Here is a 24,737-nt window from a genome sequence, read left to right on the forward strand (position 1 = left end):
GAATCCGTACGGTGGTCATCGTCTTCGCGCTCGTCGCCCTGGTCGTGGTGGCCGTCATGGCGGGCCTGCACTGGTACGTCTGGCGCCGGCTCGTCCGCGACACGACACGGAAGTCCGGAATCGCGCGCCGCGCCGGCACCGCGGTGTTCGTGGCCGGTCCGGTCCTGATGGTCGCGGCGCTGGTCGCCGAACGCTCCGGCGCCCCCTTCTGGCTCCAACGCACCCTCGCCTGGCCGGGGTTCCTGTGGATGGCGCTCGCCCTCTACCTGCTGCTCGCCGTGCTCGCCGGTGAGGTCGTACGGCCCCTGCTGCGCAGGCTGGTCGAGCGGCGGACGCCTCCCGCGCCGGAAGCGGCCGTGGCCGAGGTCGCCGTACCGGCGGGGGCGACCGCGCAGGAGTCCGAACCGCCCGCCCCGGCCCCGACGCGACCGGCCCCGGCCGCACCGGTCCGCAGCGACGCGGCGCCGACGGAACCGGCGCGGGAGGGGACGGCACCCCTGGCGCCCGCGCCCTCCCGGCGCCTGTTCGTCTCCCGGGTCGTCGGCGGCGCCGCCGCGACGGCCGCCGTGGCGACCGTCGGACACGGCACGTACGGCGTGCTGCGCGGCCCGCGTGTGAAACGCGTCACGGTGCCGCTCGCCAAACTCCCACGCTCGGCCGACGGTTACCGCATCGCCGTCGTCAGCGACATCCACCTCGGCCCCGTCCTCGGCCGGGACTTCGCGCAGCGGGTCGTCGACACCGTCAACGGCACCCAGCCCGACCTGATCGCCGTCGTGGGCGACCTGGTCGACGGCAGCGTCAAGGACCTCGGCCCGGCCGCCGCCCCCCTGTCCCGGCTGTCCGCACGGCACGGCTCGTTCTTCGTCACCGGCAACCACGAGTACTTCTCCGGCGCCGAGCAGTGGGTGGAGGAGGTGCGCCGCCTCGGGCTGCACCCGCTGGAGAACGCCCGCACCGAACTGCCCGGCTTCGACCTCGCCGGAGTCAACGACGTGGCGGGCGAGAGCGAGGGCCACGGCCCGGACTTCGGGCGCGCCCTCGGCGACCGGGACCGGGCCCGCGCCTGCGTGCTGCTGGCCCACCAGCCGGTGCAGATCCACGACGCCGTGCGGCACGGCGTCGACCTCCAGCTCTCCGGCCACACCCACGGCGGCCAGCTCTGGCCGGGCAACCTGGTCGCGGAGGCCGCGAACCCCACGGTCGCGGGCCTGGAACGGTACGGCGACACGCAGTTGTACGTCAGCCGGGGCGCCGGTGCCTGGGGCCCGCCGACCCGGGTCTGGGCCCCCTCCGACATCACGGTGATCGAGCTGAGGTCCGCCCGCGCCTGACCCCGATCCGCACGTTCGTGCCCCCGCCGTGCCCCCGTTGTGAAACCAGGCGGAAATCAACCCGACGGTAAGTTCTCTCTCATCTCGCCAGATAGCCCTTCCCCCCGACTCAAACACTGTGATTAGGTGTGCCGCGTCACTAGGGGAGTGACACGTTTGTGCTGGGTTCAGGGGTACGGCCCTGGTCAGGGCCTGGGGAGGGCACCACCATGCGATCTGTTCGCATGCGGATTCTCGCGACACTGCTCGTGCTGGGCGCCGTGGGCGTCGGCGGCTGGCAACTGCTTCCGTCGCAGGAGGACAAGGGCAAAACCATTTCGGTCGGTACGACGGACGCCGTCACGTCGCTCGACCCGGCCGGCGCGTACGACGCCGGCTCCTGGGCGCTGTTCAGCAACGTCTTCCAGTCGCTGCTGACCTTCGAGCCGGACGGCGTCACTCCGGTGCCCGACGCGGCCAAGAGCTGCGCATTCGTGGGCACGGGGCTGAAGACCTACCGGTGCGAGCTGCGCAGCGGGCTCGACTTCCCGAGCGGCCGGGCCATGACCGCCGAGGACGTCAAGTACTCCTTCGACCGCGTCAAGAAGATCAACTCGGACGTGGGTCCGGTGTCCCTGCTGTCCACGCTCGGCTCGGTCAGCGCCGACAGCACCGACGTCGTCACCTTCCACCTGTCCTCGCCCGACGCCACGTTCCCGTTCAAGGTGGCCACCGGCGCCGGCGCCATCGTCGACCGGGACAAGTACCCGGCGAACGCGCTGCGCAGCGGCACCGGGGTCGACGGCACCGGGCCGTACACGCTCACCTCGTACACCAAGGACAAGCGGGCCGACCTCGCGCCCAACGCCCGCTACAAGGGCGCCGTCAGCGGCACCGGCCGCCCGATCGACCTGCTCTACTACGGCGACGCGAACAAGCTCAACAACGCCTGGAAGGCCAAGCAGATCGACGTCGCCACGCGCACGCTGCCGCCGGGCGTCCTGTCCCGGCTGTCCGCGAGCGACCCCGGCCAGCGTGTCACCGAGTCCGACAGCGCCGAGACCCGCAACCTGTACTTCAACACGCGGTCCGGTTCGCCGCTGCACGACGTGCGGGTGCGCCGAGCGATGGCCTGGCTGATCGACCGCGAGCGGCTCGCCGCGCAGGTCTACGACGGCACGGTCGACCCGCTGTACTCGCTGATCCCGACCGGACTGACCGGCCACACCACGTCGTTCTTCGACGACTACCCGAAGCAGAGCGTCGACAAGGCCAAGCAGCTCCTCACCGAGGCCGGCGTCCAGCTCCCGGTGCACTTCACCTACGGCTACGGCAAGGGCCGCGGCGCCGGTGCCGAGGAGGCCGCGGAGCTGAAGAAGCAGCTGGAGGTCGGCGGACTGTTCAAGGTCGACGTCGTGGGCTACGAGTGGACCGACTTCCAGAAGCGCTGGGCGGACGGCAAGCTCGACGCGTACGCCGTCGGCTGGGTCGCCGACTACCCCGACCCGGACACCTTCGGCGCCCCGCTGGTCGGCACCGACTCCACCATGAACACCGGCTACTCCAACAAGCTGATCGACAACCTCATCCTCAACAGCCAGCGGTACGCCGACCGCAGCCGGGCCGCACAGGACTTCCACGACGTCCAGGCCGACGTGGCCGAGGACGTGCCGCTGATCCCGCTGTGGCAGGCCAAGGAGTACGTCGTCAGCAGCGAGGACGTCGGCGGCGGCCAGTACCTGACGGACGGTACGGGCGTGTTCCGGCTGTGGCGCCTGGACTGGATCTGAGGTGACTCCCACGCACCCGGCGCGACACCGCGGAACGGGGGTGCGCGCGGGGTGAGGAGCAGAGGTGCAGCAAAGACGTGACTCCTTCCGGCTGCCGCGGCATCCGGCGTCGGTCGGACTCGCCCGGCGCCGGGTCCGGGACCGGCTGACCGAGTGGGGGCACGGCCCCGGTGACCCGGCGCTGGACGACACGCTGCTGCTCGTCTCCGAGCTGGCCACCAACGTGGTACGCCACGGGCCGCTCATGGAGCGGGAGTTCGAGGTGGTGGTGACCGGACTCGGGGACGGCTCCCTGCTGATCGAGGTCTCCGACGACGACCGCACGGCACCCCGCCCGCGCCCGGTCGCCCTCCTGGACGAGACCGGCCGCGGCCTGCACATCGTGGAGCACGTCGCCACCGCGTGGGGCGTCCGCCCCCGCGGCCCGCTGGGCAAGACGGTCTGGGCCCTCCTACGCCCACCCCCACCCCCCTGACGACATCCGCCCACTCCCCGCCCCCGGGCCGCCGGGGCCGTCCCCGCACCGGCCCACTCGGCAAGAGGGCCTGGGCCTTGCTGCGTCCGGCCCTGACCTCTTGACGGCGTCTGTCCGGGCCCGGCACTCGGGCTGCCAGGGTCGTTCTTGCAGCGGGCCGCTCGGCAAGAGGGCCTGGGCCTTGTTGCGTTCGGCCCTGACCTCCTGAGGGCGTCTGTCCGGGCCTGCCCCCGGGCCGCCGGGGCCGTTCCCCGCACCGGCCCACTCGGCAAGAGGGTTGGGGGCTTGTTGCGTTCGGTCCCGGACCTCCTGACGGCGTCCGTTCGGGCCCCGCGCTCGGGCCGTCGGGGGCGTGCTTCTACGTCGGCGTCGGTTCCCGGGTCGGGAGGGTTATCGTTACCGACAGGCCCTCGCCCGGGGACGTGTGTACCGTCACCTCGCCGCCGTGCGCCCTGACCAGGCCGTGGACGATCGCCATGCCCAGGCCGCTGCCCGCACCGCCGCCCGCGCGGAAGAAACGGTCGAAGATCCGGGCCGCGTCCTCCTCCGCCAGCCCCGGACCCTTGTCCGCCACACACACCCGCACGACCCCCTCCGCACGCTCCACCCCCAGCCGCACCGGCACGTCGTCCGGGGTGTGCGTCCGCACGTTGGCCAGCAGATTGCCCAGCACCTGTCGCAGCCCCGACTCGTCGGCCCGCACCAGCAGCGCCCCGTCGGCCGCCACCGTCACCGGGCGGTCCGGCTGCTGCACCCGCAGGTCGTCCGCGGCGTCCCGCACCAGCCGGCTCACGTCGACGTTGCGGAAGCGCAGTTCGGGCCGCTGGTCGAGCCGGGCGAGCAGCAGCAGCTCGTCGACCAGCCGCCCCATCCGGTCCACCTCGCCGTTCATCCGGTCCCAGGCCCGCCTGCGCTCGCCCGGCTCGCGCAGCATCCCCTGGTCGTACAGCTGGAGATAACCGCGGATCGCCGACAGCGGGGTCCGCAGCTCGTGCGAGGCGTCGGCGACGAACCGCCGCAGCTGCGCCGCGCTGCGCTCACGCGTCCGGTACGCCGACTCCACCTGGTGCAGCATCGAGTTGAGGGCCAGCCGCAGCTGCTCCACCTCCCGCGTCGGATGCTGGCTGGAGGGCACCCGCCGCGTCAGGTCCCCCTCGGCGATCGCCGACGACGTCTCCACCATGTCCTCCAGCGGCCGCATCCACCGCCGCACGCTGACCATCGTCAGACAGGCGAGCAGCGCCAGCAGCAGCGTGCCCACGGCGAAGTCGAGCTTGAGCGCCTTGCCGATGCCCTGGTGCAGCGCCTCGGTCGAGGTGGCGAGCAGGACGTAGTTCCCGTCGGACAGGGCGACGCCCACCGCGTGGTAGGCGGCGTGGTGGACGGTGATCTCGCGCGGCTTCGACGCGCGCGCGAGGGCGGCGGGGTCACCGGCCGCGTCGACCAGCGCCCGCTGGGTCCCGCTCGGTTCGAACCCGGCGACCGACCGGGGCCTGCCCCGCCCGTCCACCACCGCGAACACCGAGCCGGGCCGCGGCTCCTCGCCCCGGGTGGGCGGCTGCACGAACCGGTCCCGCACCAGTGCCACGGCGGCCAGCGAGTCGATCTGCCGCACCGTGAGCCGGGAGTCGTACAGCGACTGGCGGCTCTTGAGCAGCCCCGAGTCCACCTGTGCGAGCAGATAGAGCCGCATCCCCATCAGACTGACCGCGGTGGCGACCAGGATGCCGACGGCGAGCAGCACGACGTTGGTCAGCGTCAGTCCGCCGCGCAGGGAGTGGATGCCGTGCCGGCGCCGCTTCATGCCAGCCCGTACCCGACCCCGCGCCGGGTGGTGATCACTGGCGGGCCCAGGGTGTCGAGCTTGCGCCGCAGATAGCTGATGTACGTCTCGACGACGGTCGACTCGGGCGGTGTGTGCTCGTACTGCCACACGTGCCGCAGGAGTTGCTCCTTGGGCACGATCCGGCCGCCGTTGCGGACCAGGAAGCGCAGCAGCGCGTACTCGGTCGGGGTCAGCTCGACCGTGCGGCCGGCCCGGCGCACCGAGTACGTCGTCTCGTCCAGCTCCAGGTCGCCGTAGCGCAGCGGCGGGCGTTCGGGGATGACGTCGGCCGCCCGGGTGCGGCGCAGCACCGCGCCGATCCGGGCGACGACCTCGTCGATGTTGAACGGCTTGGTGATGTAGTCGTCGCCGAAGCCGAGCGCGCCGACGATCTCGCCGGGGGAGTCCCGCGCCGTCAGGAAGACCAGCCCCAGGTCGGCGCGGCGGGCGCGCAGTTCGCGGCCGAGGGCGCGACCGTCGCCGTCCGGGAGCATCACGTCCAGGAGGGCCACGTCGGGGCGGGTGCGTCCGGCCAGGTCGAGGGCCTCGCGGACGGTGCCCGCGGTCATCACCTCGAAGCGGTGGTAGCGCAGGGCGATGGCGAGGACGTCCGCGATGCTCGGTTCGTCCTCCACGACCAGCACGGTTCCGGGAGCCGTCGTCATGCCCCCAGTATCGGCGCGCCCGCCGACGGCCGGGCGGCTTCCCCCTTTGGAGTTCCTTGAGAGTCATGGGCGGGTCGTGTCCCCGCGCGTGCGGCGCTGCCGATGCTGGTGCCCACGACCTGGGGGACCGACCGATCCGATCCAGTTAAGGAGCGTTCAACGTGGCGGCATTGGCACGCTGGTGCTACCGGCACCGGCTGGTGGTCCTCTTGGTGTGGGTGGGGGCGCTGTTCGGTCTCGGCCTGTCGGCGTCGACGGCGGGTACGGACTACGCGAACGTCTTCTCCCTCCCGAACACCGACTCCAAACGCGCCTACGACCTCATGGAGAAGGCGTTCCCGCAGAGCGCGGGCGACACGGACACCGTGGTGTGGAAGGTCGACTCGGGCACGGTCCGCGATCCGGGCGTACGGTCCCGGATGCAGCCCGCCCTCGACGAGATCGCCCGGATGAAGGGCGTCGGCGCGGTCACCGGACCGTACGGCGCCCAGGGCGCGGGGCAGGTCAGCCGGGACGGGCGCATCGCGTACGCGCAGGTCACCTTCACCGAGCGGTCCAACGCGGTGCCCAAGGAGCTCGTCCAGGACGTCGTCGACACCGCACAGGGCGCCGAACGCGCCGGGCTCCGCGTCGAGTTGGGCGGTCAGGCGATCCAGCGGGTGCAGGAGCCGCCGACCGGGCTCGCCGAGATGGTCGGACTCGTCGCCGCGGCCGTGGTGCTCTTCCTGGCCTTCGGCTCCTTCTTCGCGATGCTGCTGCCCATCGGCGTCGCCGTCTTCGGCGTCGGCACGGGCCTGTTCACCACCCAGCTGCTCAGCCACTCCACCGACATCCCCGACCTCGCGCCGCTGCTGGCCTCGCTGATCGGCCTCGGTGTCGGCATCGACTACGCCCTGTTCATCGTCACCCGCCACCGGCGCGGCATCATGCGCGGCGCCGAACCGGAGGAGGCCGCGGTCACCGCCCTCAACACCTCGGGCCGCGCGGTGCTGTTCGCGGGCGGCACGGTGTGCATCGCGCTCGCCGGCATGCTGGTGACGAACCTGCGCTTCCTGGACGGTGTGGTCATCGGCACCTCGCTCACCGTCGTGCTGAGCGTCCTCGCGGCGATCACGCTGCTGCCCGCGCTGCTCGGCTTCCTCGGACCCCGGGTGCTCAGCCGCCGGCAGCGCCGTCTCCTCGCGGAGCGGGGACCCGAGCGGCAGGGGTCGAGCGGTCTCGCGGCCCGCTGGTCGGCGGGGGTGCAGCGGCGCCCCCGGACGATCGCCGCGCTCGCCGTGGCCGTGATGGCCGTGCTCGCCCTGCCGGTGCTGTCGCTGCGGCTCGGGGCGACCGACCAGGGCAACGACCAGGCGTCCACGACCACGCGCCAGGCGTACGACCTCCTCGCGGAGGGCTTCGGGCCGGGCTTCAACGGTCCCCTCCAGGTGGTCGCGTCCGGCGGGGACACGGCCGAGCTGGTGCGGGGCATCGAGGCGACGCCCGGGGTGGCCCGGGTCGCCGAGCTGCCCCCGGCGCACGGGGTGACGGTCGTCCAGGTGGTGCCGACCACGTCACCGCAGTCGAAGCAGACCGACGAGCTGATCGACACCCTGCGCGACCGGGTGATCCCGCGGGCGGGGGCGCAGGCGCACGTCGGCGGGGTGACGGCGGTCTCGAAGGACTTCGCGTCGGTCACCGGCGACCGGCTGCCGTACTTCGTCGCGACGATCATCGGCCTGGGCTTCCTGCTGCTCCTGCTGGCCTTCCGCTCGCTGGTCGTGCCGCTGACGGCCGCCGTGATGAACCTGATCGCCGCGGCGGCCTCGTTCGGCGTGCTCACGGCGGTCTTCCAGTGGGGCTGGGGCCTCGATCTGCTCGGTCTCGGCCGGGAGGGCCCGATCAACGCCTTCCTGCCGGTCATCATGCTGTCGCTGCTGTTCGGGCTCTCCATGGACTACCAGGTGTTCCTCGTCAGCCGGATGCACGAGGAGTGGGTGCACACGAAGGACAACGCGCGGGCGGTCCGGGTCGGACTCGCCGAGACCGGCCGGGTCATCAACTCGGCGGCCCTGATCATGGTCTGTGTGTTCCTGGCGTTCGTGCTCAGCGGCGACTCGGGCGCGGCGATGGCGGGCGTCGGGCTGGCGGCGGCGGTCGCGCTGGACGCGTTCGTCCTGCGGACGGCGCTGGTGCCGGCGGCGATGCACCTGCTGGGCAGGTCCAACTGGTGGCTGCCGGAGTGGCTGGACCGGCGGCTGCCGCACCTGGCGGTGGAACCGGCCGGGGAGCCCGCGGAGCAGCCGGTGTCCGAGGGCCCCGCCTCGGTGGTCCACGGCTTCGTCCGGACGTCCGACGGCGGACAGGTGGCGGGCGCCGCGGTGACCGTGCTGTCCAAGGGCGGACGCCAACTGGACCGCGTGACGACCCTGGCGGACGGCTCCTACATCGTGTCGGTACCGGGCCCGGGAGCGTACCTGCTGGCGGTGACGGCACCGACCTACGGCGCCCGGGCCCAACACGTGACGGTCGCCTCCGGCCCACTGCTCTACGACGTGGAACTGACGGAGGGAGAGGTGGACGCGTTCGGCTGGGGCGTGTTTCGAAAGTGGCGCCGTCCGCCCGGAGGGCGGGGTCCGCGGCGTCTGGTGCGTGCAGTCGCAAGGCGGAGGATCGCCCTCGTACTGGATGTACTTGGGCGTTCCGACAACGCAGCGAGTGTGCGTGCCAGGCGTCGCGGGCCAGGCGGGACTTTCGAAACACGCCCTAGGCGGTCGGGTCAGTCGTCCCTCCGCCCCTTGTCCGCCGGGTCGGGCAGCACCTTCGTCATTCCCGGCAGGAAGTCCGTGAAGAGTTCGTGGACCTCGTGGACGAGGGGGCGGAGGGCGCGGAAGCGGGCCAGGGTGACGCCGCGGGCCGTCAGCCGGGCGCCCCGCTCGGCCAGCCGGTAACTCCGCTCGCGGCCCTCGGTGCGGTCGAAGATCCAGTACAGGACCAGGCCCATCTGGGCGAGCCACATCAACTCGGGCAGGGCGTCCCGCAGTTCCTCCGGGACCTTGGCCTTCGACCCGGCGAGCACCTCCCGGTGGACGCTGATCGCCGCCACACGCGCGTGCTCGCTCTCCGGGGAGAACGGGCTGAGGGGACTGTCCGGGTCGGCGGCGTTCTTGAAGAACTGCACCGCGAACTCGTGGTACGGCCGCGCCACGTCCAGCCACGCCCGCAGCACGCCCGCGAGCCGCGCCTCCAGGTCCGTCTCCCGGTCCAGGACCGCGCGGACGGCCACCTGGTGCTCGGCGGCGATCCGGTCGTAGAAGCCCTGGATCAGGTGCTCCTTGCCGGCGAAGTAGTAGTACGCGTTGCCGACCGAGACCCCGGCCTCCTGTGCGATGGCCCGCATCGTCGTCCTGTCGTAGCCACGCTCCTGGAACATCCGCATGGCGGTCTCCAGGATCAGCGCACGGGTCTGCTCGGACTTGCTGGGGCTGCCGGCCTCGTCGGGACGGTCGTTCTTCGCGGGCACGGAAAGAGCCTAACGACCGCCCGCGCGGCGCCGCCGTTCACGGTCGGCGGGCCAGTTCCGGGCGTTTGGCGTAGTCGGTGAAGCCGGTGACGTTGCCCCAGGGGTCGGTGATCTCCACGACCCAGCCGGTGGCCGTCGGGAACGGCTCGTCGAGCAGGCCGACGCCGCCCTCGGCGAGTCTGCGCGCGGTGACCCGGGCGTCGGGCACCTCAAGCCAGACGCGCGGGGAGGGCCACACGGGCGGCCGGTGCCCGAACCCCTCCTCGACGCGCAGCAGGATGCCGGGGGCCTCGTCCCCGACCTTCAGCAGCGCGATCCCGGCCTCGTCGAGCCGGAACCCCACGGCGAACCCGGCCCGTTCATAGAACTCCACGGCCTCCGCGAGCTCCCCCACGGGCACCAGCACATGGTCAAAACCGAGCAGCTCGTACGACTCTTCGCCTGACATGTCGTCAGATTAGGTGTGCCCCGCGCGAAACCAAGCGGACAGACCGCGAGGTCACCCACCCGGCCGAGACGGTCACGGCGACCTGGACGTATCCGGCCGACGCCGACGGGAGCGTGGACCGGCGGCGGCGAGGGGCCGTTCCCCCTCGGTGGGTGGAACGGCCCCTCGGCGGTGCGGGGTCGGTCAGAAGCGGCGGGTGATCAGGGCGCGCTTGACCTCCTGGATCGCCTTGGTGACCTCGATGCCACGCGGGCAGGCGTCCGTGCAGTTGAACGTGGTGCGGCAACGCCACACGCCGTCCCGGTCGTTGAGGATCTCCAGGCGCTGCTCGCCCGCCTCGTCACGGCTGTCGAAGATGAAGCGGTGGGCGTTGACGATGGCCGCCGGGCCGAAGTACTGGCCGTCGTTCCAGAACACCGGGCAGGACGACGTGCACGCCGCGCAGAGGATGCACTTGGTGGTGTCGTCGAAACGCGCCCGGTCCTCCGCGGACTGGAGGCGCTCCCGCGTCGGCTCGTTGGTGTCCTTCGTGACCAGGAACGGCATGACGTCCCGGTACGCCTGGAAGAACGGGTCCATGTCGACCACGAGGTCCTTCAGCACCGTCAGGCCCTTTATGGGCTCGACCGTGATCGGCTTCTCGGGGTTGATGTCCTTGATCAGGGTCTTGCAGGCGAGCCGGTTCCTGCCGTTGATCCGCATGGCGTCCGAACCGCAGATGCCGTGCGCGCAGGAGCGGCGGAACGTCAGCGTCCCGTCCAGGTCCCACTTGATCTTGTGGAGTCCGTCGAGGACCCGCTCCTTGGGGTCGATCTCCAGCTGGAAGTCTTCCCACGTCGCCTCGGCCGAGACCTCCGGGTTGAAGCGGCGGATCCGGAAGGTGACGGTGATGTACGGAGACGCGGCGGACTCGGCCTCCACCTTGTCCAGAACAGGGGTTGCCATCAGTACTTACGCTCCATCGGCTGGTAGCGGGTCTGAACGACCGGCTTGTAATCGAGACGGATGGACTCGGCGCCGTCGTCGCCCACCTCGCGGTACGCCATGGTGTGGCGCATGAAGTTGACGTCGTCGCGGTTCGGGTAGTCCTCGCGGTAGTGACCGCCGCGGGACTCCTTGCGGGCCAGCGCGGAGACGGCCATGACCTCGGCCAGGTCGAGCAGGTTGCCCAGCTCGACGGCCTCCAGCAGGTCGGTGTTGAACCGCTTGCCCTTGTCCTGGATCGCCACGTTCTTGTAGCGCTCGCGCAGCTCGGCGATCTTCTCGACGGCCGTCTTGATCGTCTGCTCGGTGCGGAACACCATGACGTTCGCGTCCATGGTCTCCTGGAGCTCACGGCGCAGCACCGCGACCCGCTCGGTGCCCGTGGAGGCGCGCAGCCGCTCCAACTGCTCCACCACCAACGAGGCGGGCTCCTCCGGCAGTTCGACGAACTCGGCCTTCTGGGAGTACTCCGCGGCCGCGATGCCCGCCCGGCGGCCGAACACGTTGATGTCCAGCAGCGAGTTGGTGCCGAGGCGGTTGGCGCCGTGCACGGACACGCAGGCGACCTCGCCCGCCGCGTACAGGCCCGGGACGACGGTGGTGTTGTCCGACAGGACCTCGCCCTCGACGTTGGTCGGGATGCCGCCCATCGCGTAGTGGGCCGTGGGCTGGATCGGGATGGGGTCCGTGTACGGCTCGATGCCCAGGTAGGTGCGCGCGAACTCGGTGATGTCCGGGAGCTTCGCGTCCAACTGCTCCGGCGGCAGGTGCGTGAGGTCGAGGTAGACGTGGTCGCCCTCAGGACCGCAGCCGCGGCCCTCACGGATCTCCGTGTAGATGGAGCGGGACACGACGTCGCGGGACGCCAGGTCCTTCATGACGGGCGCGTACTTCTCCATGAAGCGCTCGCCGTCCTTGTTGCGCAGGATGCCGCCCTCACCGCGGGCGCCCTCGGTGAGCAGGATGCCCATGCGCCAGATACCGGTCGGGTGGAACTGGAAGAACTCCATGTCCTCCAGCGGCAGTCCGCGGCGGTAGACCGCGGCCTGGCCGTCACCGGTCAGGGTGTGCGCGTTGGACGTCACCTTGAAGAACTTGCCGCAGCCGCCGGACGCGTAGATCACGGCCTTCGCCTGGAAGACGTGCAGTTCGCCGGTCGCCAGCTCGTACGCCACGACACCGGCCGACTTCTTGACGCCGTCGACCTCGGTGATCAGCTGGTCGAGGACGTAGAACTCGTTGAAGAACTCCACGCCCTCCTTGACGCAGTTCTGGTACAGCGTCTGGAGGATCATGTGGCCGGTGCGGTCGGCCGCGTAGCAGGAACGGCGGACCGGGGCCTCGCCGTGGTTGCGGGAGTGACCGCCGAACCGGCGCTGGTCGATGGTGCCGTCCGGGGTGCGGTTGAACGGCAGGCCCATCTTCTCCAGGTCGAGGACGGAGTCGATGGCCTCCTTCGCCAGGATCTCGGCGGCGTCCTGGTCGACCAGGTAGTCACCGCCCTTGACCGTGTCGAAGGTGTGCCACTCCCAGTTGTCCTCTTCCACGTTGGCGAGCGCGGCGGCCATGCCGCCCTGCGCGGCGCCCGTGTGGGAACGCGTGGGGTAGAGCTTGGTCAGGACCGCGGTGCGGCTGCGCTTCGTGGACTCGATGGCCGCGCGCATGCCCGCGCCGCCGGCGCCGACGATGACGGTGTCGTACTTGTGGATCTTCATGATTCTCGCAGCCCCGTGCCTAGCGGATGTTCGGGTCGAAGGTGAAGATCACCAGCGTGCCCAGCAGGATGGTGAACACCGTGGCGGTGTAGAGCAGGCCCTTCAGCCACAGCCGGGTGTTCGCGCGCTCCGCGTAGTCGTTGACGACCGTGCGCAGGCCGTTGGCGCCGTGCAGCATCGCGAGCCACAGCATCAGCAGGTCCCACACCTGCCAGAAGGGCGACGCCCAGCGGCCGGCCACAAAGGCGAAGCCGATCTTGGAGACGCCGCCGTCCAGGACCAGCTGGATCAGCAGGTGGCCGAGGACCAGGACGACCAGCACGACGCCCGACAGGCGCATGAACAGCCAGCCGTACATCTCGAAGTTGCCCCGGGTGGTCCTCGGGGTCTTCTTGGTGCGTTGGCGCGGTGCCTCGATGAGCGGGGCGGGGTTGTCGGCGTCGTACAGCCCGGGACCCTCGACGGGGCCGATCCCGGACGCGGTGGTTTCAGTCGTGGACATCTGCCTCAGCTCCCGAACAGGACACGAGCGGCGTGACCGAGGACCGGGTAGATCGCTCCGGCCATCAGGACGACCCAGACCACGACCACGCTCCACAGCATCTGCTTCTGGTAACGCGGGCCCTTCGACCAGAAGTCGACGGCGATGACACGCAGGCCGTTGAGCGCGTGGAAGAGGATGGCGGCGACGAGGCCGTACTCGAGGAGCGCGACGATCGGGGTCTTGTAGGTGGCTACGACCTTGTCGTAGTCCTCGGGGGAGACACGCACGAGAGCGGTGTCCAGCACGTGAACGAACAGGAAGAAGAAGATGAGGACGCCGGTGACTCGATGAGCCACCCAGGACCACATTCCTTCCCGGCCGCGGTACAGCGTTCCAGCCGGCACGGAAGAACCCTCCGGGAGCGGGGACTAGGGCCGCGCCGGCTCGGTGTCGGTCGGGCCCGGCCGGGTACGGTCCACCGGCCCCCAGCATCGTAGCCACGTGCCCGAGGCGCTCAGCCGGGGGGCCCTGGTTATGTGATCAAACTGGCACCGTACGGGCTAGCCGGGCGGCCGGCGCACCGGGGGTGCCCCCGCGCCCCCGAGGCGGGTCAGCAGCCGGTGCTTCGCCAGACGTCGCAGCTCCTCGGCCGTGACCACCCGTTCGTCGTCGGGGTCGTTCGCCAGCCGGGAGCGGATGCCCTCCAGCACCCGATCCAGCGATTCCCCGGCCGGAGCGTCGCCCAGATAGATGACGAACGTGTGTCCGAATCGGGCCTCGTAGGCCGCGTGGGCCGCGCTCAGGGCCGTATGGGCCGCCGAGTACGTGCCGGCGGGCAGGGGCGGCAGCGACTCCGTCGCCAGCGCTCCCGCGAGGTCCTCCGGCGCCAGGTCGTACGTCGCCTCGTCCGCCGCCGCGAGGAGGGCGTCCAGGTCGGGATAGGGGCGGTGGGCCGCGAGGCGGTGGGCCCAGCGGTCGCTGTGCAGGCAGGTCAGCAGGGTGGCGTGGACCTCGTCGGCCGGCGCGGTGTTGAACTCCTGGAGAAGGGTGCGGGTCTGCCCGGGGAGTGCCGGTACGGCCACTCGTCCGGAGGAGTACGGATGACGGTGCGCAGGCAGCGTGGGTCCTCGCGTCACGTGTGGGATGGCAGGGGATGCTGTGAGATATGTGGCGTCACGTTATCGAGAGTGGTCACTGTGTGTCCGACAGATGCCCGAATTTCACTCTGACGGGAGAGTTTGAGAACGGCCTGTGGACGCGCGACGTCGCCTTTGGCCGTAGGTTGGCTGAGTGAGCCAGCACAGACGCCGCGTGTCGGCGCAGCAGGAGGGACGGAGGCGGGCGGTGACGGCCGCCGCCGTCGCGGGCACGGTCGCCCTGGGCGTCGGCATAGGTTTCTGGGTCTCGTCGAGCAGCGACGGAGCACCCGACGGGGCCGGCCGGCAGACCGTCGGCGACACCTCGGCCGCCGCGTCCAGCCCGTCGCCCTCCCGCAGCTATCCCCTGTCCCAGGCACCGCGCACGATCCCCGCCGTGCGCTCCCACACACCGGCCCGCGGCCCCGGCTGGCGGCCCGCGCACGCGGAGCGCGTCGTGGTCGGCGACCCCGAGCTGGCCGACGAGGGCCGGCTGATCGCCGGTGAGCTGGGGCTGACGTACGCGGGCGAGAAGGACGACGTGCGCGCCGGGGACGTACGGCTCGCGCTCAACGGGGACGAGGGCGCGAACCCGGAGTCGTACACGATGACCGTGCGCGGCGGGCGGGTCAACATCAGCGGGCCCGCCGACGCGGGCGTCTTCTACGGCACCCGCACCCTCAAGCAGGAGGTCCACGGCGGCGGCACGGCACCGGAGGGCGTCGTGCGCGACCAGCCGGCCAAGCCGCGCCGCGGGTTCATGCTGGACATCGCGCGCAAGCCGTTCTCCGAGACCTGGATCGAGGACCGGGTGCGGGAGCTGGGCGACCTGAAGTTCAACGAACTGGGGCTGCACTTCTCCGACGACCAGGGCTTCCGCATCGAGTCCACCACCCACCCCGAGATCGTCTCCAAGGACCACCTCACCAAGGCGCAGGTCAAGCGGATCGTGGACCTCGCCGCGAGCCGGCACATCCAGGTCGTGCCCGAGATCGACTCGCCGGGCCACCTCGGCGCGGTCATCGCCGCCCACCCGGACCTCCAGCTGCGCAACGCCCAGGGCGTCGCCACCCGCGGGGCCGTCGACATCTCGAAGGACGCCTCCGCCGCGATCGTCGACGAACTCCTCGACGAGTACGCCGGGCTGTTCTCCGGCGGCTACTGGAACCTCGGCGGCGACGAGTACCAGGCCCTGACGGTCTCCGACCCGCAGGCGTCCTACCCGCAGCTGGCCGCCGCGGCCCGGGAGGCGTACGGCGCCGGCGGGAACGTCGCCGACCTGACGACCGGCTGGCTCAACGACCGCGCCGACACCGTGCGCACCCACGACCGCACCATGCGCGTCTGGAACGACGGCTTCTTCCGCAGCTCCTCGGTGCAGCCCGCCAAGGACCTGGAGGTCGCCTACTGGACGGGCAAGGAGTTCGGCGCGCGGGAGCCGGTGGAGTACCTGAGCGCGGGACGCAAGGTCCTCAACTACAACGACGAGTTCCTGTACTACGTGCTCGGCGAGCCCAACGACTTCGTGTACCCCACCGGCCGGCGGATCTACGAGAAGTGGACACCGCGAGTGCTGCGCGGCACCGCCGCCGTGCCCGAGCGCTACGACGGGCAGATCCTCGGCGGGTCCTTCGCCGTGTGGTGCGACCTCGCGAACTCCCAGACGGAGGACCAGGTGGCCGCGGGCATCCGGATGCCGCTGCGGGCGACCGTCCAGAAGCTGTGGGACCCCGGCAGCCCGGCGCTGTCCTGGGCCGAGTTCCAGAAGCTGGCGGACCGGCTGGGATGAGCCGTTCGTAGGCCGGATTCCCGGTGGACGCGCGGGCGCGGCGAACCGTATGTTCCGGAGGCCGTGCGCGCGGCTCGGGGAGGGCGGGCGCAGGCACTCGTCGCCGCGTCCATGGGGGAGGACCCGCCGTGCTCTGTGCCCGCTGTCAGCACTTCGCCGCCGTGCCGGGCGCAACGCTGTGCGCGCAGTGCGCCGTCGCCCCGCCACCGCCCGCGCCGCCGTTCGCCGCGCCGCCGGCCGCGTGGCTGCGCTCGCCGGTCGGGCTCGGCCGGGCCGCGGCCTGGGTGCTGGGACTGGTCGTCGCCGTCGACCTGTTCGCGGTCTGGGCGGACCTCACGATGCTCGACGTCGCGGGCGACCTCGCGGACGGGACGTACGGACCGGGCATCCGCGAGCGGGCCGACGACGCGGACACCCTCTACGGCCTGGCGGGCCTCGCGCAGCTCACCGTGCTGATCGCGAGCGCGGTCGTGTTCCTGTGCTGGTTCCACCGGGTGCGGGTCAACGCCGAGGTCTTCGCGCCGTTCGGACACGCCAAGCGGCGCGGCTGGGCGATCGGCGCCTGGTTCACCCCCGTCGTGAACTTCTGGTACCCGCGCCGCATCACCCTCGACATCTGGGACGCCAGCAGCCCCTGGGGACCACCGCGTTCGCACGCGCTGATCAACGTCTGGTGGACGCTGTGGCTGGTGTCGCTCGTCACCAGCCGCGCCGCCTACTCCCAGGGGCAGGAGGCCGAGTCGCCGACCGATCTGCACGACTCGGCCCGCCAGATGCTCTTCGCCGACGCGGTCGACATCGTGGCCGCCGTCCTCGCGATCCTCGTCGTGGTCCGCCTGACCCGCATGCAGCACCTCAAGGCCCTCGCGGGCCCGCTGCCCACGGACCCGGCCCCCACGGCGCCCTGACCGCCCGCGCCCACTGTCACCGGGTGGCCGAAAAGCACCTCCTCCCGTCCGCGGGCCGTCCGGCGGGTGTCTCCTGTGACACTCGCGGGGTGCCGCACGCAGTAAGGGGAAGTGCGGGCTCCGCAAAGGTCGGCGCCCTGGCGAGGGAGGCGTGGATGAGCCTGGTGGAACTGATCGCCGGGGCCGACGACCGCGGACTGGCCGCCAGCGGGCTGGCTTGTCTGGATCGCTGTGTACCGCTGCTCGGCGGCGACGACGAGATCCTGCGACCGCTGTGGAGGAGCCTCACGGAGACGGGCGGCGACTGGGGCGAGGGCCTGGCCGAGGCACGCGCCGCGCTCGGCGCATCGGACGGCGAGGGCGACGGGGCGCAGGAGGACGAGGCCGGCTTCCTCGCCCGGCGCATGCTGGACGCCGCCCCGGACGAACCCACGGGCGCCGGCCTGCGCGCCTGGGCCGACGCCTGCTCGGTCGCCGCGCTCCGCGTCCACCGCCTGCTCGAACCCGCCGACGACACCGCGGGCGACCACGAGCCGCTCGCCGCGCGCCGCGCGGGCCGCACCGACGGCATGTCGCCGCTGGTCGCCGCCGAACTGCGCCGCCAGATCACCGTCCTCGAACTGCTCGCCGAGCACGGCCCGGTGGGCCTGCGCCGGGCCCTGGACGTGTCGACCGAGGGCCGCCGGGTGCTGCGGGCCGTCGTCTCCCGCCGGGCCCGGGGGCGGGTCTGACACCCTTGCCGGACCGTACGGGTCTCACAGCACCAGCCACTTCACGACCGCGTCCCCGTGCCGTGCCGACTGTCCGTAGAACGCCGTCAGGTCCCGGTGCGCCGACTCGAAGGCGGCGCGCGTCCCGGACTCCGCGCCGTCCTCGTCCCGCCCCGGCAGCAGCGTCTCGCGGGCCAGAGCCCACAGCACCTCGAAGTCGGCCGACGCGAGATACCCGGCGACCCGGTCCACCTCCTCCGCCGTGAGCGTCAGGAACGGCGGCCGGTCCGGATCGGCCGGGAACACGGGCCGGCCGCCGAGGACCACGTCGGTGCGGGGGCCGTCCACCGCGCCGTGCGGGGGAACACCCGCGTAGAGGAGGTCGTGGTCGAGGTAGCGCCGGTCCAGCACCCCCTCGCGGTGGCCGCGGACCCGCAGCCGCACCGCCTCCGAGTCGTCCTCGAACAGCCGTCGCATCCAGTTCGCGCTGTTGCGCAGGGCCGGGGGCGGCACCGCGCGCAGGTGGAAGTACATGTTCATCACTGGAGGAGCGCACGCGGCGGCCCGGACGTCACTCGCGGCGCACTCGTGTGAATCCTGGGACCGCTGTGACTGTTGTGGGGGCGTCGTGGGGCGGTCCTGCGCCGGTTGCCGGCACACCGCCCCGCGAGGGTGACGAAAACTCCGGTGACCTCGCTCTATGGAGTGTGACTGCTCAGTATGTGACGACCCAGCAGGAGAGCACCCGGCCACAAGCCGCGGTCAAGCCGGTGCGCTGGGCGGCGGACGCGGTGGCGACGATGCGCGAGGGCGCGCGGATGCGGCTCGACTACTCGGCGCAGAGCCTGTGGCGCGTCGACCGGATGATCGACGAGATACGCCGGGACGGGGCGCCGGCGGCCGCCGTCGAGCACGCGCTGCGCGGATTCGGGGCGTACGCGGGCGAGGTGATCGTCCGTCAGACCGGCGCCGAGTGGTGGGCGAGCGGCGGCGACCACTGGGTGCGCACCCCCGACGGGCGGCTGTGGGACCCCATCGACGAGGCGCGGCGCTGTTTCGGCGGGCACGGTTCGCTGCGGCTGCTGTGCCGCGACGCGAACGCGGCCGCGGAGCAGTGACCGGTGTGGGTGCGCCGTGCCTGGGCACGGCGCCGTCCTGGAAGGACCAGAGGTTCGTGTACACGACGCCCGCCCCCGCGGTGGACATCGCGCAGATCGTCCCCGAACTGTTCGTGTGGCGCAGGACGACCGTACGGCTGCATCCGCGGCCCGGCGACCCCCACCACCGGGACAGCCACGTCGGGGGGCCGATGCTGAGGGTCGCGGGGAGCGGGCGGCCCGTGTGCGAGGAGCACCCCATGGACCCGGACGGGCGGCTGCCGCGCCCGATGGTGTCGGTGGCGCAGTTCTTCCGCGACGACCTGCCCGAGATCCCGTACCCGGCGGGGTGCGACCTGCTCCAGGTCTACTGGTGCCCGAACGAGCACTACATCGAGTACGCCGACTCGGACTTCGCGGGGCCGGCGGTGGAACTGGTCTGGCTGGACTCGGCGAAGGGGGGCCGGGAGCCGCTGGAGGATCGTTTCCGCGGGGTGCGGCCGCTCAACGGGTCGTATGAGGTGCGGCCCTGCCGGATCTCCCCCGAGCGGGTCGTCGAGTTCCCCGACGCCGGTGAACTCCCCGGCGACCTGGCGCGGCGGCTCCTCGCGGTGGACCGGGAGCGCGGGCTGCACTACCGCGGCGGCCTCTCCGTGGCCCGCGGCTGGAAGGTCGGCGGCTGGCCGGACTGGCACGCCGCGGACGTGCGCGACCTCTACTGCCCCGACTGCTCCGAGAGCGTCGACCTGCTCCTCAAGGTGGACAGCAGCGAGTGGGACGGCGACGGAGACCGCTGGTGGCCGGCCGAGGACCGCACCCTGGACCCCGGCCCCCTGGCAACGGCCCACGAACCCACGGGCACGGACGTGGGCCGCCACGGCGAGCTACGCGTCTTCACCTGCCGCGACGACGTACGCCACCGCCCGGTACTGGACATCCGCTGACGCCCGCCTCCGGCGGTCAGTGGGCTGCTTGGGCACCCCGTGCCGGTGGTGGGTGGGATCGTCTGGGTGTTCGCCCCGGTACTGGGTGGATTGTCGTCGCCCGGACTCGGTGTGTGGTGCTTGGCGCTTTTGTGGGACGTGATGTTCCCGGGGGGCGGTGCGCTGGGAGAGCGGGGGGCGGATCGTGCTTTCCCGGGCGGGTGGAGGGAGTGGGTGCCGTGGACGCGGACGGGATGCGGGTGTGCGCCGCGGGCTTCGTCGCGCGGGTCACCGCCCGCAACCGGCTGCCGCTCGACTACTCCGTGCGCAGCCTGCGCCTGGTGGACTTCCTGATCGACGGACTGCGCAAGGGCGGCGCCGACCCGGAACGGGTGCGGGAGCCGCTGCTCGGCCTCGGCGCGTACGTCGGCGAGGTGCTGGTCCGCCGCGCCGGGGCGGTGTGGGTGGACCTCGACGCCGAGCAGCGCGACCGCTTCGGACAGCCGGTCGGCGTGCGCCTGCCGGACGGCCGGCTGTGGAACCCGCTCGGTAGGGTCGGCAACCGCTTCCGGTCGGGCGCCCCCGAGGAGTCCCTCCAGCTCTTCTACCTGACCCTGCACGGCCGGGCCCGCCGTACGGTCGTCGGCCCGCGGCAGTCCCGGGAACGCGGGGGACTGTGACACTTCTGTGGGCCGGGACGCTGATCTCCCTGGGAGCACGGGACACGGGATGCCGTGTCCGCAGTGCGGATTCGCTGCGAGCACGAACACGGGCCCGATCGGGGGCGCGGGCTCGGTACGGACGGGGACGGTTCTTGGGCCAGGGAGGGGAACCCCGCCGCGGTCAGGCTCACGACGGGCAACTGGGCACGGCCGTCGAGCGGGCGCAGGACGGTGACGAGGCCGCCTTCGCGGTGGCCTACCGCATCGTGCAGCCCGGGCTTCTCGGCTATCTGCGCGGCCTCGTCGGCGACGACGCGGAGGACGTGGCGTCGGACGCCTGGCTGGAGATCGCCCGGGACCTCGGGCGGTTCAAGGGCGACGGCGCCGGATTCCGCGGCTGGACGGCGACCATCGCCCGCCACCGGGCGCTGGACCACCTGCGCAGACAGCGGGTACGGCCCCGGGGCACGGCCCTCGAACAGGACGTGCTCGACCTGCCGGGACCGCACAGCACCCACGACCAGGCCCTGGAGTCCATGTCCACCGAGCGCGCCCTCGCGCTCGTGCGGGAGCTGCCGCGCGACCAGGCGGAGGCGGTGCTGCTGCGGGTCGTGGTCGGCCTGGACGGGCCGGCCGCGGCGCGGGTCCTCGGCAAGCGCCCCGGTGCGGTGCGCACCGCCGCGTACCGGGGGCTGAAGCGGCTCGCGCGCCAGCTGGGCGTCCCGGACACGGACGAAGGTGTGACGGATGACGGCCCCCGGACGCTGGGGGAGTCGAAATGAACGGTCACGGCCGCGAACCGTATGGAACGGCGAGGGCCGGCGGAGCCGGGACGCCGGGTGACACCCGCGTGCCGGACGGGCGAGTGACGGACGGATCGGACAGGGACGGGTACCGACATGGGTGAACGGCAGAGCGACGGCGGGCTGCCCGGCCGTCCGCACGTGCACCCCGGCGGGCGCGGTTCCGGGCCCTCGTCCCCGCCGGACGCCGGTTCGTGGGCGGTCGCCGAGGGCGACGCGGCCATACCCGGCCTGGAGGCCCGGTTCGCCGCGGCCCTGCGCACCGTCACCATCGACGCCGACGCCGAGCAGCGGGTCCTCGCCGCGTTCCGGGCCGCCCACGCCGCGGGCGGCGGCCGCCCGGCGCGGACCCGGCGGCGGGACGACTGGCGGCCCCGGCGCGCGCGCCGGGCCCGGCTCTCGGTGCGGGCTACGCTCTCCGTGGTCCTCGCGAGCCTCACCCTGGGCGGCGTCGCCTTCGCGGCGATCGGCACGGGCCGGTCCTCGTCGGACGGCGCCCCGGGGGAACGGCCCGGCACACCCCCGGCGACGAGCGCTCCCGGCACCCCGTCCGGCGGCTCCACCGCCGGTGCCGCCGCGCCGTCGGGCCGACCCGGCACCGCCCAGGACACCCTGGCGCACTGCCGGGCGTACGAGCAGGTCGAGGCGCACGGCAAGGCGCTGGACGCGACGGCCTGGCAGCGGCTCGTCGCGGCGGCCGGGGGCACGGACCGCGTCGCCGCGTACTGCGCCGCCCAGGAGGCCCGCGCCGACGAGCGGGGCGAGCAGGGCGAAGGCCAGGACGGCACCGGCGCGGACGACCGGAGCGGCACACCGGGCCGGGGCCAGGACGAGGCCGGGAACAACGGCCAGGACGGTGCGCAGAACGGCGCCACGGGGAACGGCGCGGGCAACGGCCAGGCCGGCACCGCGGGCGGCGCCCCGGGCGAGGGCGGGGGGGACACCGGTGCCGTAGGCGCGCAGGGCGACGGACAGGTCGCGGGTCAGGGTGCGGGCCAGGGCCTCGACGAAGGGGCCGGGCAGAACGCGGGCGGGAGCGCGGGCAAGGGTGCCGGGCCGAGCAACGCTCCCGGCGCCGAGGCGGATCAGTAGTCCGCGGCGCCCGGGAACGGCCCGTGGCGGGCCGGGTGTTCATCCGTCGTGGGTCAGGTCCGCCGCGCACCGCTGCCGTACCGGCCCCGCGGTCGCGTCGTCCTCCGCCGAGGCAACGGCCGGGGCCGCCACCCCCCACAGGAGAGGCCCCGGCCGTCGCGCGGCACGGGCCGCGCGGCGGCCCGTACTTCCTACAGCGCCGCGTGCGCGTTTTCTGTCACACCCCTCCGCGTCCCCCTCCGCGTCACGAGTCAGTTGCATCTTCTACCGTCATGGACGACCATCGCTTTCACGCCGTAACGTGCCTTTCGCGTCGAGACGCGACGTGCGCATGACCACCGCAACGATCGATCGAGCAACCGAGACGGCGAGGACCCGGTCCGCGAGAGCGGCTCCGGTTCGGGCGCGAGGAAGGGCACCACGGGTGCTGGGGGACGACGCGGAGTTGACCGCCGCCGTGCGTGCGGCGCAGGACGGGGACGAGACCGCGTTCCGGACCGTGTACCGCGCGGTGCATCCGCGGTTGCTCGGCTACGTCCGCACACTGGTCGGCGACCCGGACGCCGAGGACGTGGCGTCCGAGGCGTGGCTCCAGATCGCCCGTGACCTGGAGCGGTTCAGCGGTGACGCGGACCGCTTCCGCGGCTGGGCCGCCCGTATCGCCCGCAACCGCGCGCTGGACCACATACGCATGCGCGGACGCCGCCCCGCGATAGGCGGCGACGAAACGGAACTCACCGCACGGGCCGCCGACTCCGACACCGCGGGCGAGGCCATCGAGGCCCTCGCCACCGACCACACCCTCGCCCTGATCGCCAGGCTCCCGCAGGACCAGGCCGAGGCGGTCGTCCTGCGCGTGGTCGTGGGCCTGGACGCCAAGACGGCCGCGGAGACGCTCGGCAAGCGCCCGGGCGCCGTACGCACCGCCGCGCACCGCGGCCTGAAACGGCTCGCGGAACTCCTGGGCGAGGATCCGGAATCCGCCGCCCGGCTCGACGCACTGCCGCCCCAGCGAGAACCGCGCCCTCGCGCGGTGACGTCCGCCACTGTGACGCATACACCGTCGCGGACGCAGAAGGACATGTGATGGCCGACGAGCAGTACCAGTGGCTCAACCGGGATACGGCGGAGCGCCTGCTGCGCGGTGAATCGCTCGAAGCCGTCGACGCCGCCGCCCGGGAACAGGCCGAACGGCTCGCCAAGGCGCTCGGCTCCCTCTCCGTCGAGGCCGCCGGACCCGAGGTCGAACTCCCCGGTGAGGAAGGGGCGTTGGCCGCCTTCCGCAAGGCCAGGGAGGCCGCGGCCGGGGAGCGTGCCGAGACCGGAGTCCGGACGGCGCCCGGCGCCCGGCGCTCCGGTTCCGCCGCCCGGTCCTCCGACGCCGGCCTGGTCCGCCTCGGCCGTCCGGACCGCACCGCCCGCCGCCCCCGCTGGACCCGGCCCCTGCGGCTCGCTCTCACCGCGGTGCTGGCCGCGGGCACGCTCGGCGGGGTCGCCGTCGCCGCCGTGGCCGGTGTCCTGCCGATGCCGTTCCACCACGACGATCCCGGACCCACCGCCTCCGTCTCGTCCCCGGCGACCCCCGGGGACCCGCTCGGCTCCCCGTCCCCGGACGCCACCCGGGGCGGCACGGGGGGCACGGCCTCGCCGGACACCTCCCCGGACGACGCCCCGTCGGGCGACCCGGACGGCGCGGACCCCGCGGGCAAGGGCGCCGACCCCGCGGCCGGTTCCCCGGACGCCCCGTGGACCGGCGTGGCCGCCGTCTGCCGTGACCTGCGCGACGGCAGGACCGTCGGCCCCGACCGGCGGCGCACCCTGGAGGGGCTGGCGGGCGGTCCGAACCGGGTGGGCAAGTACTGCAAGGCCGTCCTCAGGGCCCCCGCCGACACCCCGGACGAGCACGGCAACGGCAACGGCAAGGCCAAGGGCGCGGGCAAGGGCAAGGGCAAGGCCGGGAAGAACACCACGGTCCCTGGCGGCCCGAGCACGAAGAAGGCCCAGGGCGACCAGAACGACCAGGGCACCCAGAACGGCGACGGCCAGGCCGGCGACAACAACGGGAACGGCAACGGGAACGGCAACGGCCAGGGCGACCAGGGTGACGAGGACGGCCAGGGCGACCAGGGCGACGACGAGGACGGCTTCGTCCGCAGCGACCGCGACGCGCCGGTGAACGGCCACGTGGAGCACGCCGACCGCGGCGGCCACGGACACTCGGGTCGCTCCGGGCACGCGGGCCACTCCGGACACTCGGACCGCCCCGGGCACGCCGACGGCACCGGCCACACCGGCCGTCACGGGCGCACCGACCGCCACGGGCACGGCGGCGGACGGGACGAGGCGCGGCACGCCGGTCGCGACGCCGGCCGTCACGCCCGCGGCGCCCGCCCCGGCCTTCCCTCCTGACCTGCGC

The 24,737-nt window shown here is 72.8% G+C and carries 23 protein-coding genes and 1 pseudogene; 14 read left to right on the forward strand and 10 right to left on the reverse strand.

What is annotated here, in order from left to right; translation table 11 throughout:
* Nucleotides 1–11: 11 nt before the first annotated feature.
* From AB0F77_RS09735 to AB0F77_RS09745, 3 genes are all read left to right on the forward strand, one after another.
* Nucleotides 12–1,334: a metallophosphoesterase gene (locus AB0F77_RS09735; protein WP_361944188.1), complete on the forward strand. Its 1,323-nt coding sequence runs from the start codon at nucleotides 12–14 to the stop codon at nucleotides 1,332–1,334.
* 209 nt (nucleotides 1,335–1,543) lie between these two features.
* Entirely contained in the window at nucleotides 1,544–3,103 is a 1,560-nt protein-coding gene (locus AB0F77_RS09740) for an ABC transporter substrate-binding protein (RefSeq protein WP_361944191.1), read from the forward strand.
* A gap of 64 nt (nucleotides 3,104–3,167) precedes the next feature.
* Nucleotides 3,168–3,578 (forward strand): ATP-binding protein, encoded by a 411-nt coding sequence (locus AB0F77_RS09745; RefSeq protein ID WP_361944194.1) that lies wholly within the window; start codon nucleotides 3,168–3,170, stop codon nucleotides 3,576–3,578.
* Between the two features lie 358 nt (nucleotides 3,579–3,936).
* Here the strand turns inward: AB0F77_RS09745 and AB0F77_RS09750 are convergent, their stop codons facing one another.
* Together AB0F77_RS09750 and AB0F77_RS09755 are read right to left on the reverse strand one after the other, a co-directional pair.
* Complete coding sequence (locus tag AB0F77_RS09750; RefSeq protein WP_361944197.1) at nucleotides 3,937–5,382, reverse strand: HAMP domain-containing sensor histidine kinase; 1,446 nt, start codon at nucleotides 5,380–5,382, stop codon at nucleotides 3,937–3,939.
* A complete protein-coding gene (locus tag AB0F77_RS09755; RefSeq protein ID WP_361944199.1) occupies nucleotides 5,379–6,068 on the reverse strand; it encodes a response regulator transcription factor in 690 nt (229 codons plus the stop codon). The genes AB0F77_RS09750 and AB0F77_RS09755 overlap by 4 nt, the downstream gene beginning before the upstream one ends.
* A gap of 170 nt (nucleotides 6,069–6,238) precedes the next feature.
* On the opposite strand from AB0F77_RS09755, the pseudogene AB0F77_RS09760 reads away from it, so the two are divergent.
* Nucleotides 6,239–8,632 (forward strand): annotated as a pseudogene (locus AB0F77_RS09760) (MMPL family transporter); the annotation flags it as partial.
* 194 nt (nucleotides 8,633–8,826) lie between these two features.
* Here AB0F77_RS09760 and AB0F77_RS09765 read toward each other — a convergent pair.
* From AB0F77_RS09765 to AB0F77_RS09795, 7 genes are all read right to left on the reverse strand, one after another.
* Nucleotides 8,827–9,570 (reverse strand): TetR family transcriptional regulator, encoded by a 744-nt coding sequence (locus AB0F77_RS09765; protein ID WP_361944202.1) that lies wholly within the window; start codon nucleotides 9,568–9,570, stop codon nucleotides 8,827–8,829.
* A gap of 37 nt (nucleotides 9,571–9,607) precedes the next feature.
* Nucleotides 9,608–10,018, reverse strand: coding sequence for a VOC family protein (locus tag AB0F77_RS09770; protein WP_361944205.1), 411 nt, complete (start codon nucleotides 10,016–10,018; stop codon nucleotides 9,608–9,610).
* 183 nt (nucleotides 10,019–10,201) lie between these two features.
* On the reverse strand, nucleotides 10,202–10,963 hold the full coding sequence (locus tag AB0F77_RS09775; RefSeq protein ID WP_361944208.1) for a succinate dehydrogenase iron-sulfur subunit: 762 nt from the start codon (nucleotides 10,961–10,963) through the stop codon (nucleotides 10,202–10,204).
* Nucleotides 10,963–12,717 (reverse strand): succinate dehydrogenase flavoprotein subunit, encoded by a 1,755-nt coding sequence (gene sdhA, locus AB0F77_RS09780; protein ID WP_361944211.1) that lies wholly within the window; start codon nucleotides 12,715–12,717, stop codon nucleotides 10,963–10,965. Before sdhA ends, AB0F77_RS09775 begins: the two co-directional genes overlap by 1 nt.
* A gap of 19 nt (nucleotides 12,718–12,736) precedes the next feature.
* Complete coding sequence (locus AB0F77_RS09785; protein ID WP_361944214.1) at nucleotides 12,737–13,219, reverse strand: succinate dehydrogenase hydrophobic membrane anchor subunit; 483 nt, start codon at nucleotides 13,217–13,219, stop codon at nucleotides 12,737–12,739.
* Nucleotides 13,220–13,224: 5 nt separating this feature from the next.
* The gene (sdhC, locus tag AB0F77_RS09790; protein ID WP_316747612.1) at nucleotides 13,225–13,605 is read right to left on the reverse strand and encodes a succinate dehydrogenase, cytochrome b556 subunit; all 381 of its coding nucleotides are present in this window, start codon (nucleotides 13,603–13,605) and stop codon (nucleotides 13,225–13,227) included.
* Nucleotides 13,606–13,761: 156 nt separating this feature from the next.
* The gene (locus tag AB0F77_RS09795) at nucleotides 13,762–14,337 is read right to left on the reverse strand and encodes a 2-oxo-4-hydroxy-4-carboxy-5-ureidoimidazoline decarboxylase (RefSeq protein WP_361944218.1); all 576 of its coding nucleotides are present in this window, start codon (nucleotides 14,335–14,337) and stop codon (nucleotides 13,762–13,764) included.
* A gap of 154 nt (nucleotides 14,338–14,491) precedes the next feature.
* On the opposite strand from AB0F77_RS09795, the gene AB0F77_RS09800 reads away from it, so the two are divergent.
* From AB0F77_RS09800 to AB0F77_RS09810, 3 genes are all read left to right on the forward strand, one after another.
* A complete protein-coding gene (locus AB0F77_RS09800; protein ID WP_361944221.1) occupies nucleotides 14,492–16,126 on the forward strand; it encodes a glycoside hydrolase family 20 protein in 1,635 nt (544 codons plus the stop codon).
* Nucleotides 16,127–16,254: 128 nt separating this feature from the next.
* Nucleotides 16,255–17,034, forward strand: a complete 780-nt coding sequence (locus tag AB0F77_RS09805; RefSeq protein ID WP_361944224.1) for a DUF4328 domain-containing protein — start codon at nucleotides 16,255–16,257, stop codon at nucleotides 17,032–17,034.
* A 155-nt stretch (nucleotides 17,035–17,189) separates the two neighbouring features.
* Entirely contained in the window at nucleotides 17,190–17,765 is a 576-nt protein-coding gene (locus AB0F77_RS09810) for a hypothetical protein (protein ID WP_361944227.1), read from the forward strand.
* A gap of 24 nt (nucleotides 17,766–17,789) precedes the next feature.
* On the opposite strand, the gene AB0F77_RS09815 is transcribed toward AB0F77_RS09810, so the two are convergent.
* On the reverse strand, nucleotides 17,790–18,284 hold the full coding sequence (locus AB0F77_RS09815; RefSeq protein WP_361944230.1) for a DUF1877 family protein: 495 nt from the start codon (nucleotides 18,282–18,284) through the stop codon (nucleotides 17,790–17,792).
* A gap of 182 nt (nucleotides 18,285–18,466) precedes the next feature.
* On the opposite strand from AB0F77_RS09815, the gene AB0F77_RS09820 reads away from it, so the two are divergent.
* The 7 genes from AB0F77_RS09820 to AB0F77_RS09850 all read left to right on the forward strand — a co-directional run bounded on the left by AB0F77_RS09820 (nucleotide 18,467) and on the right by AB0F77_RS09850 (nucleotide 24,730).
* Nucleotides 18,467–18,862, forward strand: coding sequence for a hypothetical protein (locus tag AB0F77_RS09820; protein WP_361944289.1), 396 nt, complete (start codon nucleotides 18,467–18,469; stop codon nucleotides 18,860–18,862).
* Between the two features lie 56 nt (nucleotides 18,863–18,918).
* The gene (locus AB0F77_RS09825; protein ID WP_361944233.1) at nucleotides 18,919–19,785 is read left to right on the forward strand and encodes a hypothetical protein; all 867 of its coding nucleotides are present in this window, start codon (nucleotides 18,919–18,921) and stop codon (nucleotides 19,783–19,785) included.
* A 233-nt stretch (nucleotides 19,786–20,018) separates the two neighbouring features.
* Nucleotides 20,019–20,444 carry a hypothetical protein gene (locus tag AB0F77_RS09830; RefSeq protein WP_361944292.1) on the forward strand — a complete coding sequence of 142 codons (426 nt, stop codon included), beginning with the start codon at nucleotides 20,019–20,021 and terminating at the stop codon, nucleotides 20,442–20,444.
* Nucleotides 20,445–20,578: 134 nt separating this feature from the next.
* A complete protein-coding gene (locus AB0F77_RS09835) occupies nucleotides 20,579–21,208 on the forward strand; it encodes an RNA polymerase sigma factor (RefSeq protein ID WP_361944236.1) in 630 nt (209 codons plus the stop codon).
* A 117-nt stretch (nucleotides 21,209–21,325) separates the two neighbouring features.
* Entirely contained in the window at nucleotides 21,326–22,321 is a 996-nt protein-coding gene (locus tag AB0F77_RS09840) for a hypothetical protein (protein WP_361944239.1), read from the forward strand.
* 424 nt (nucleotides 22,322–22,745) lie between these two features.
* Nucleotides 22,746–23,408 carry an RNA polymerase sigma factor gene (locus tag AB0F77_RS09845; RefSeq protein ID WP_361944242.1) on the forward strand — a complete coding sequence of 221 codons (663 nt, stop codon included), beginning with the start codon at nucleotides 22,746–22,748 and terminating at the stop codon, nucleotides 23,406–23,408.
* Nucleotides 23,408–24,730 carry a hypothetical protein gene (locus tag AB0F77_RS09850; protein WP_361944245.1) on the forward strand — a complete coding sequence of 441 codons (1,323 nt, stop codon included), beginning with the start codon at nucleotides 23,408–23,410 and terminating at the stop codon, nucleotides 24,728–24,730. The genes AB0F77_RS09845 and AB0F77_RS09850 overlap by 1 nt, the downstream gene beginning before the upstream one ends.
* Nucleotides 24,731–24,737: the final 7 nt, after the last annotated feature.

Source organism: Streptomyces sp. NPDC026672, assembly GCF_040638185.1.
Taxonomy (GTDB): Bacteria; Actinomycetota; Actinomycetes; order Streptomycetales; family Streptomycetaceae; genus Streptomyces.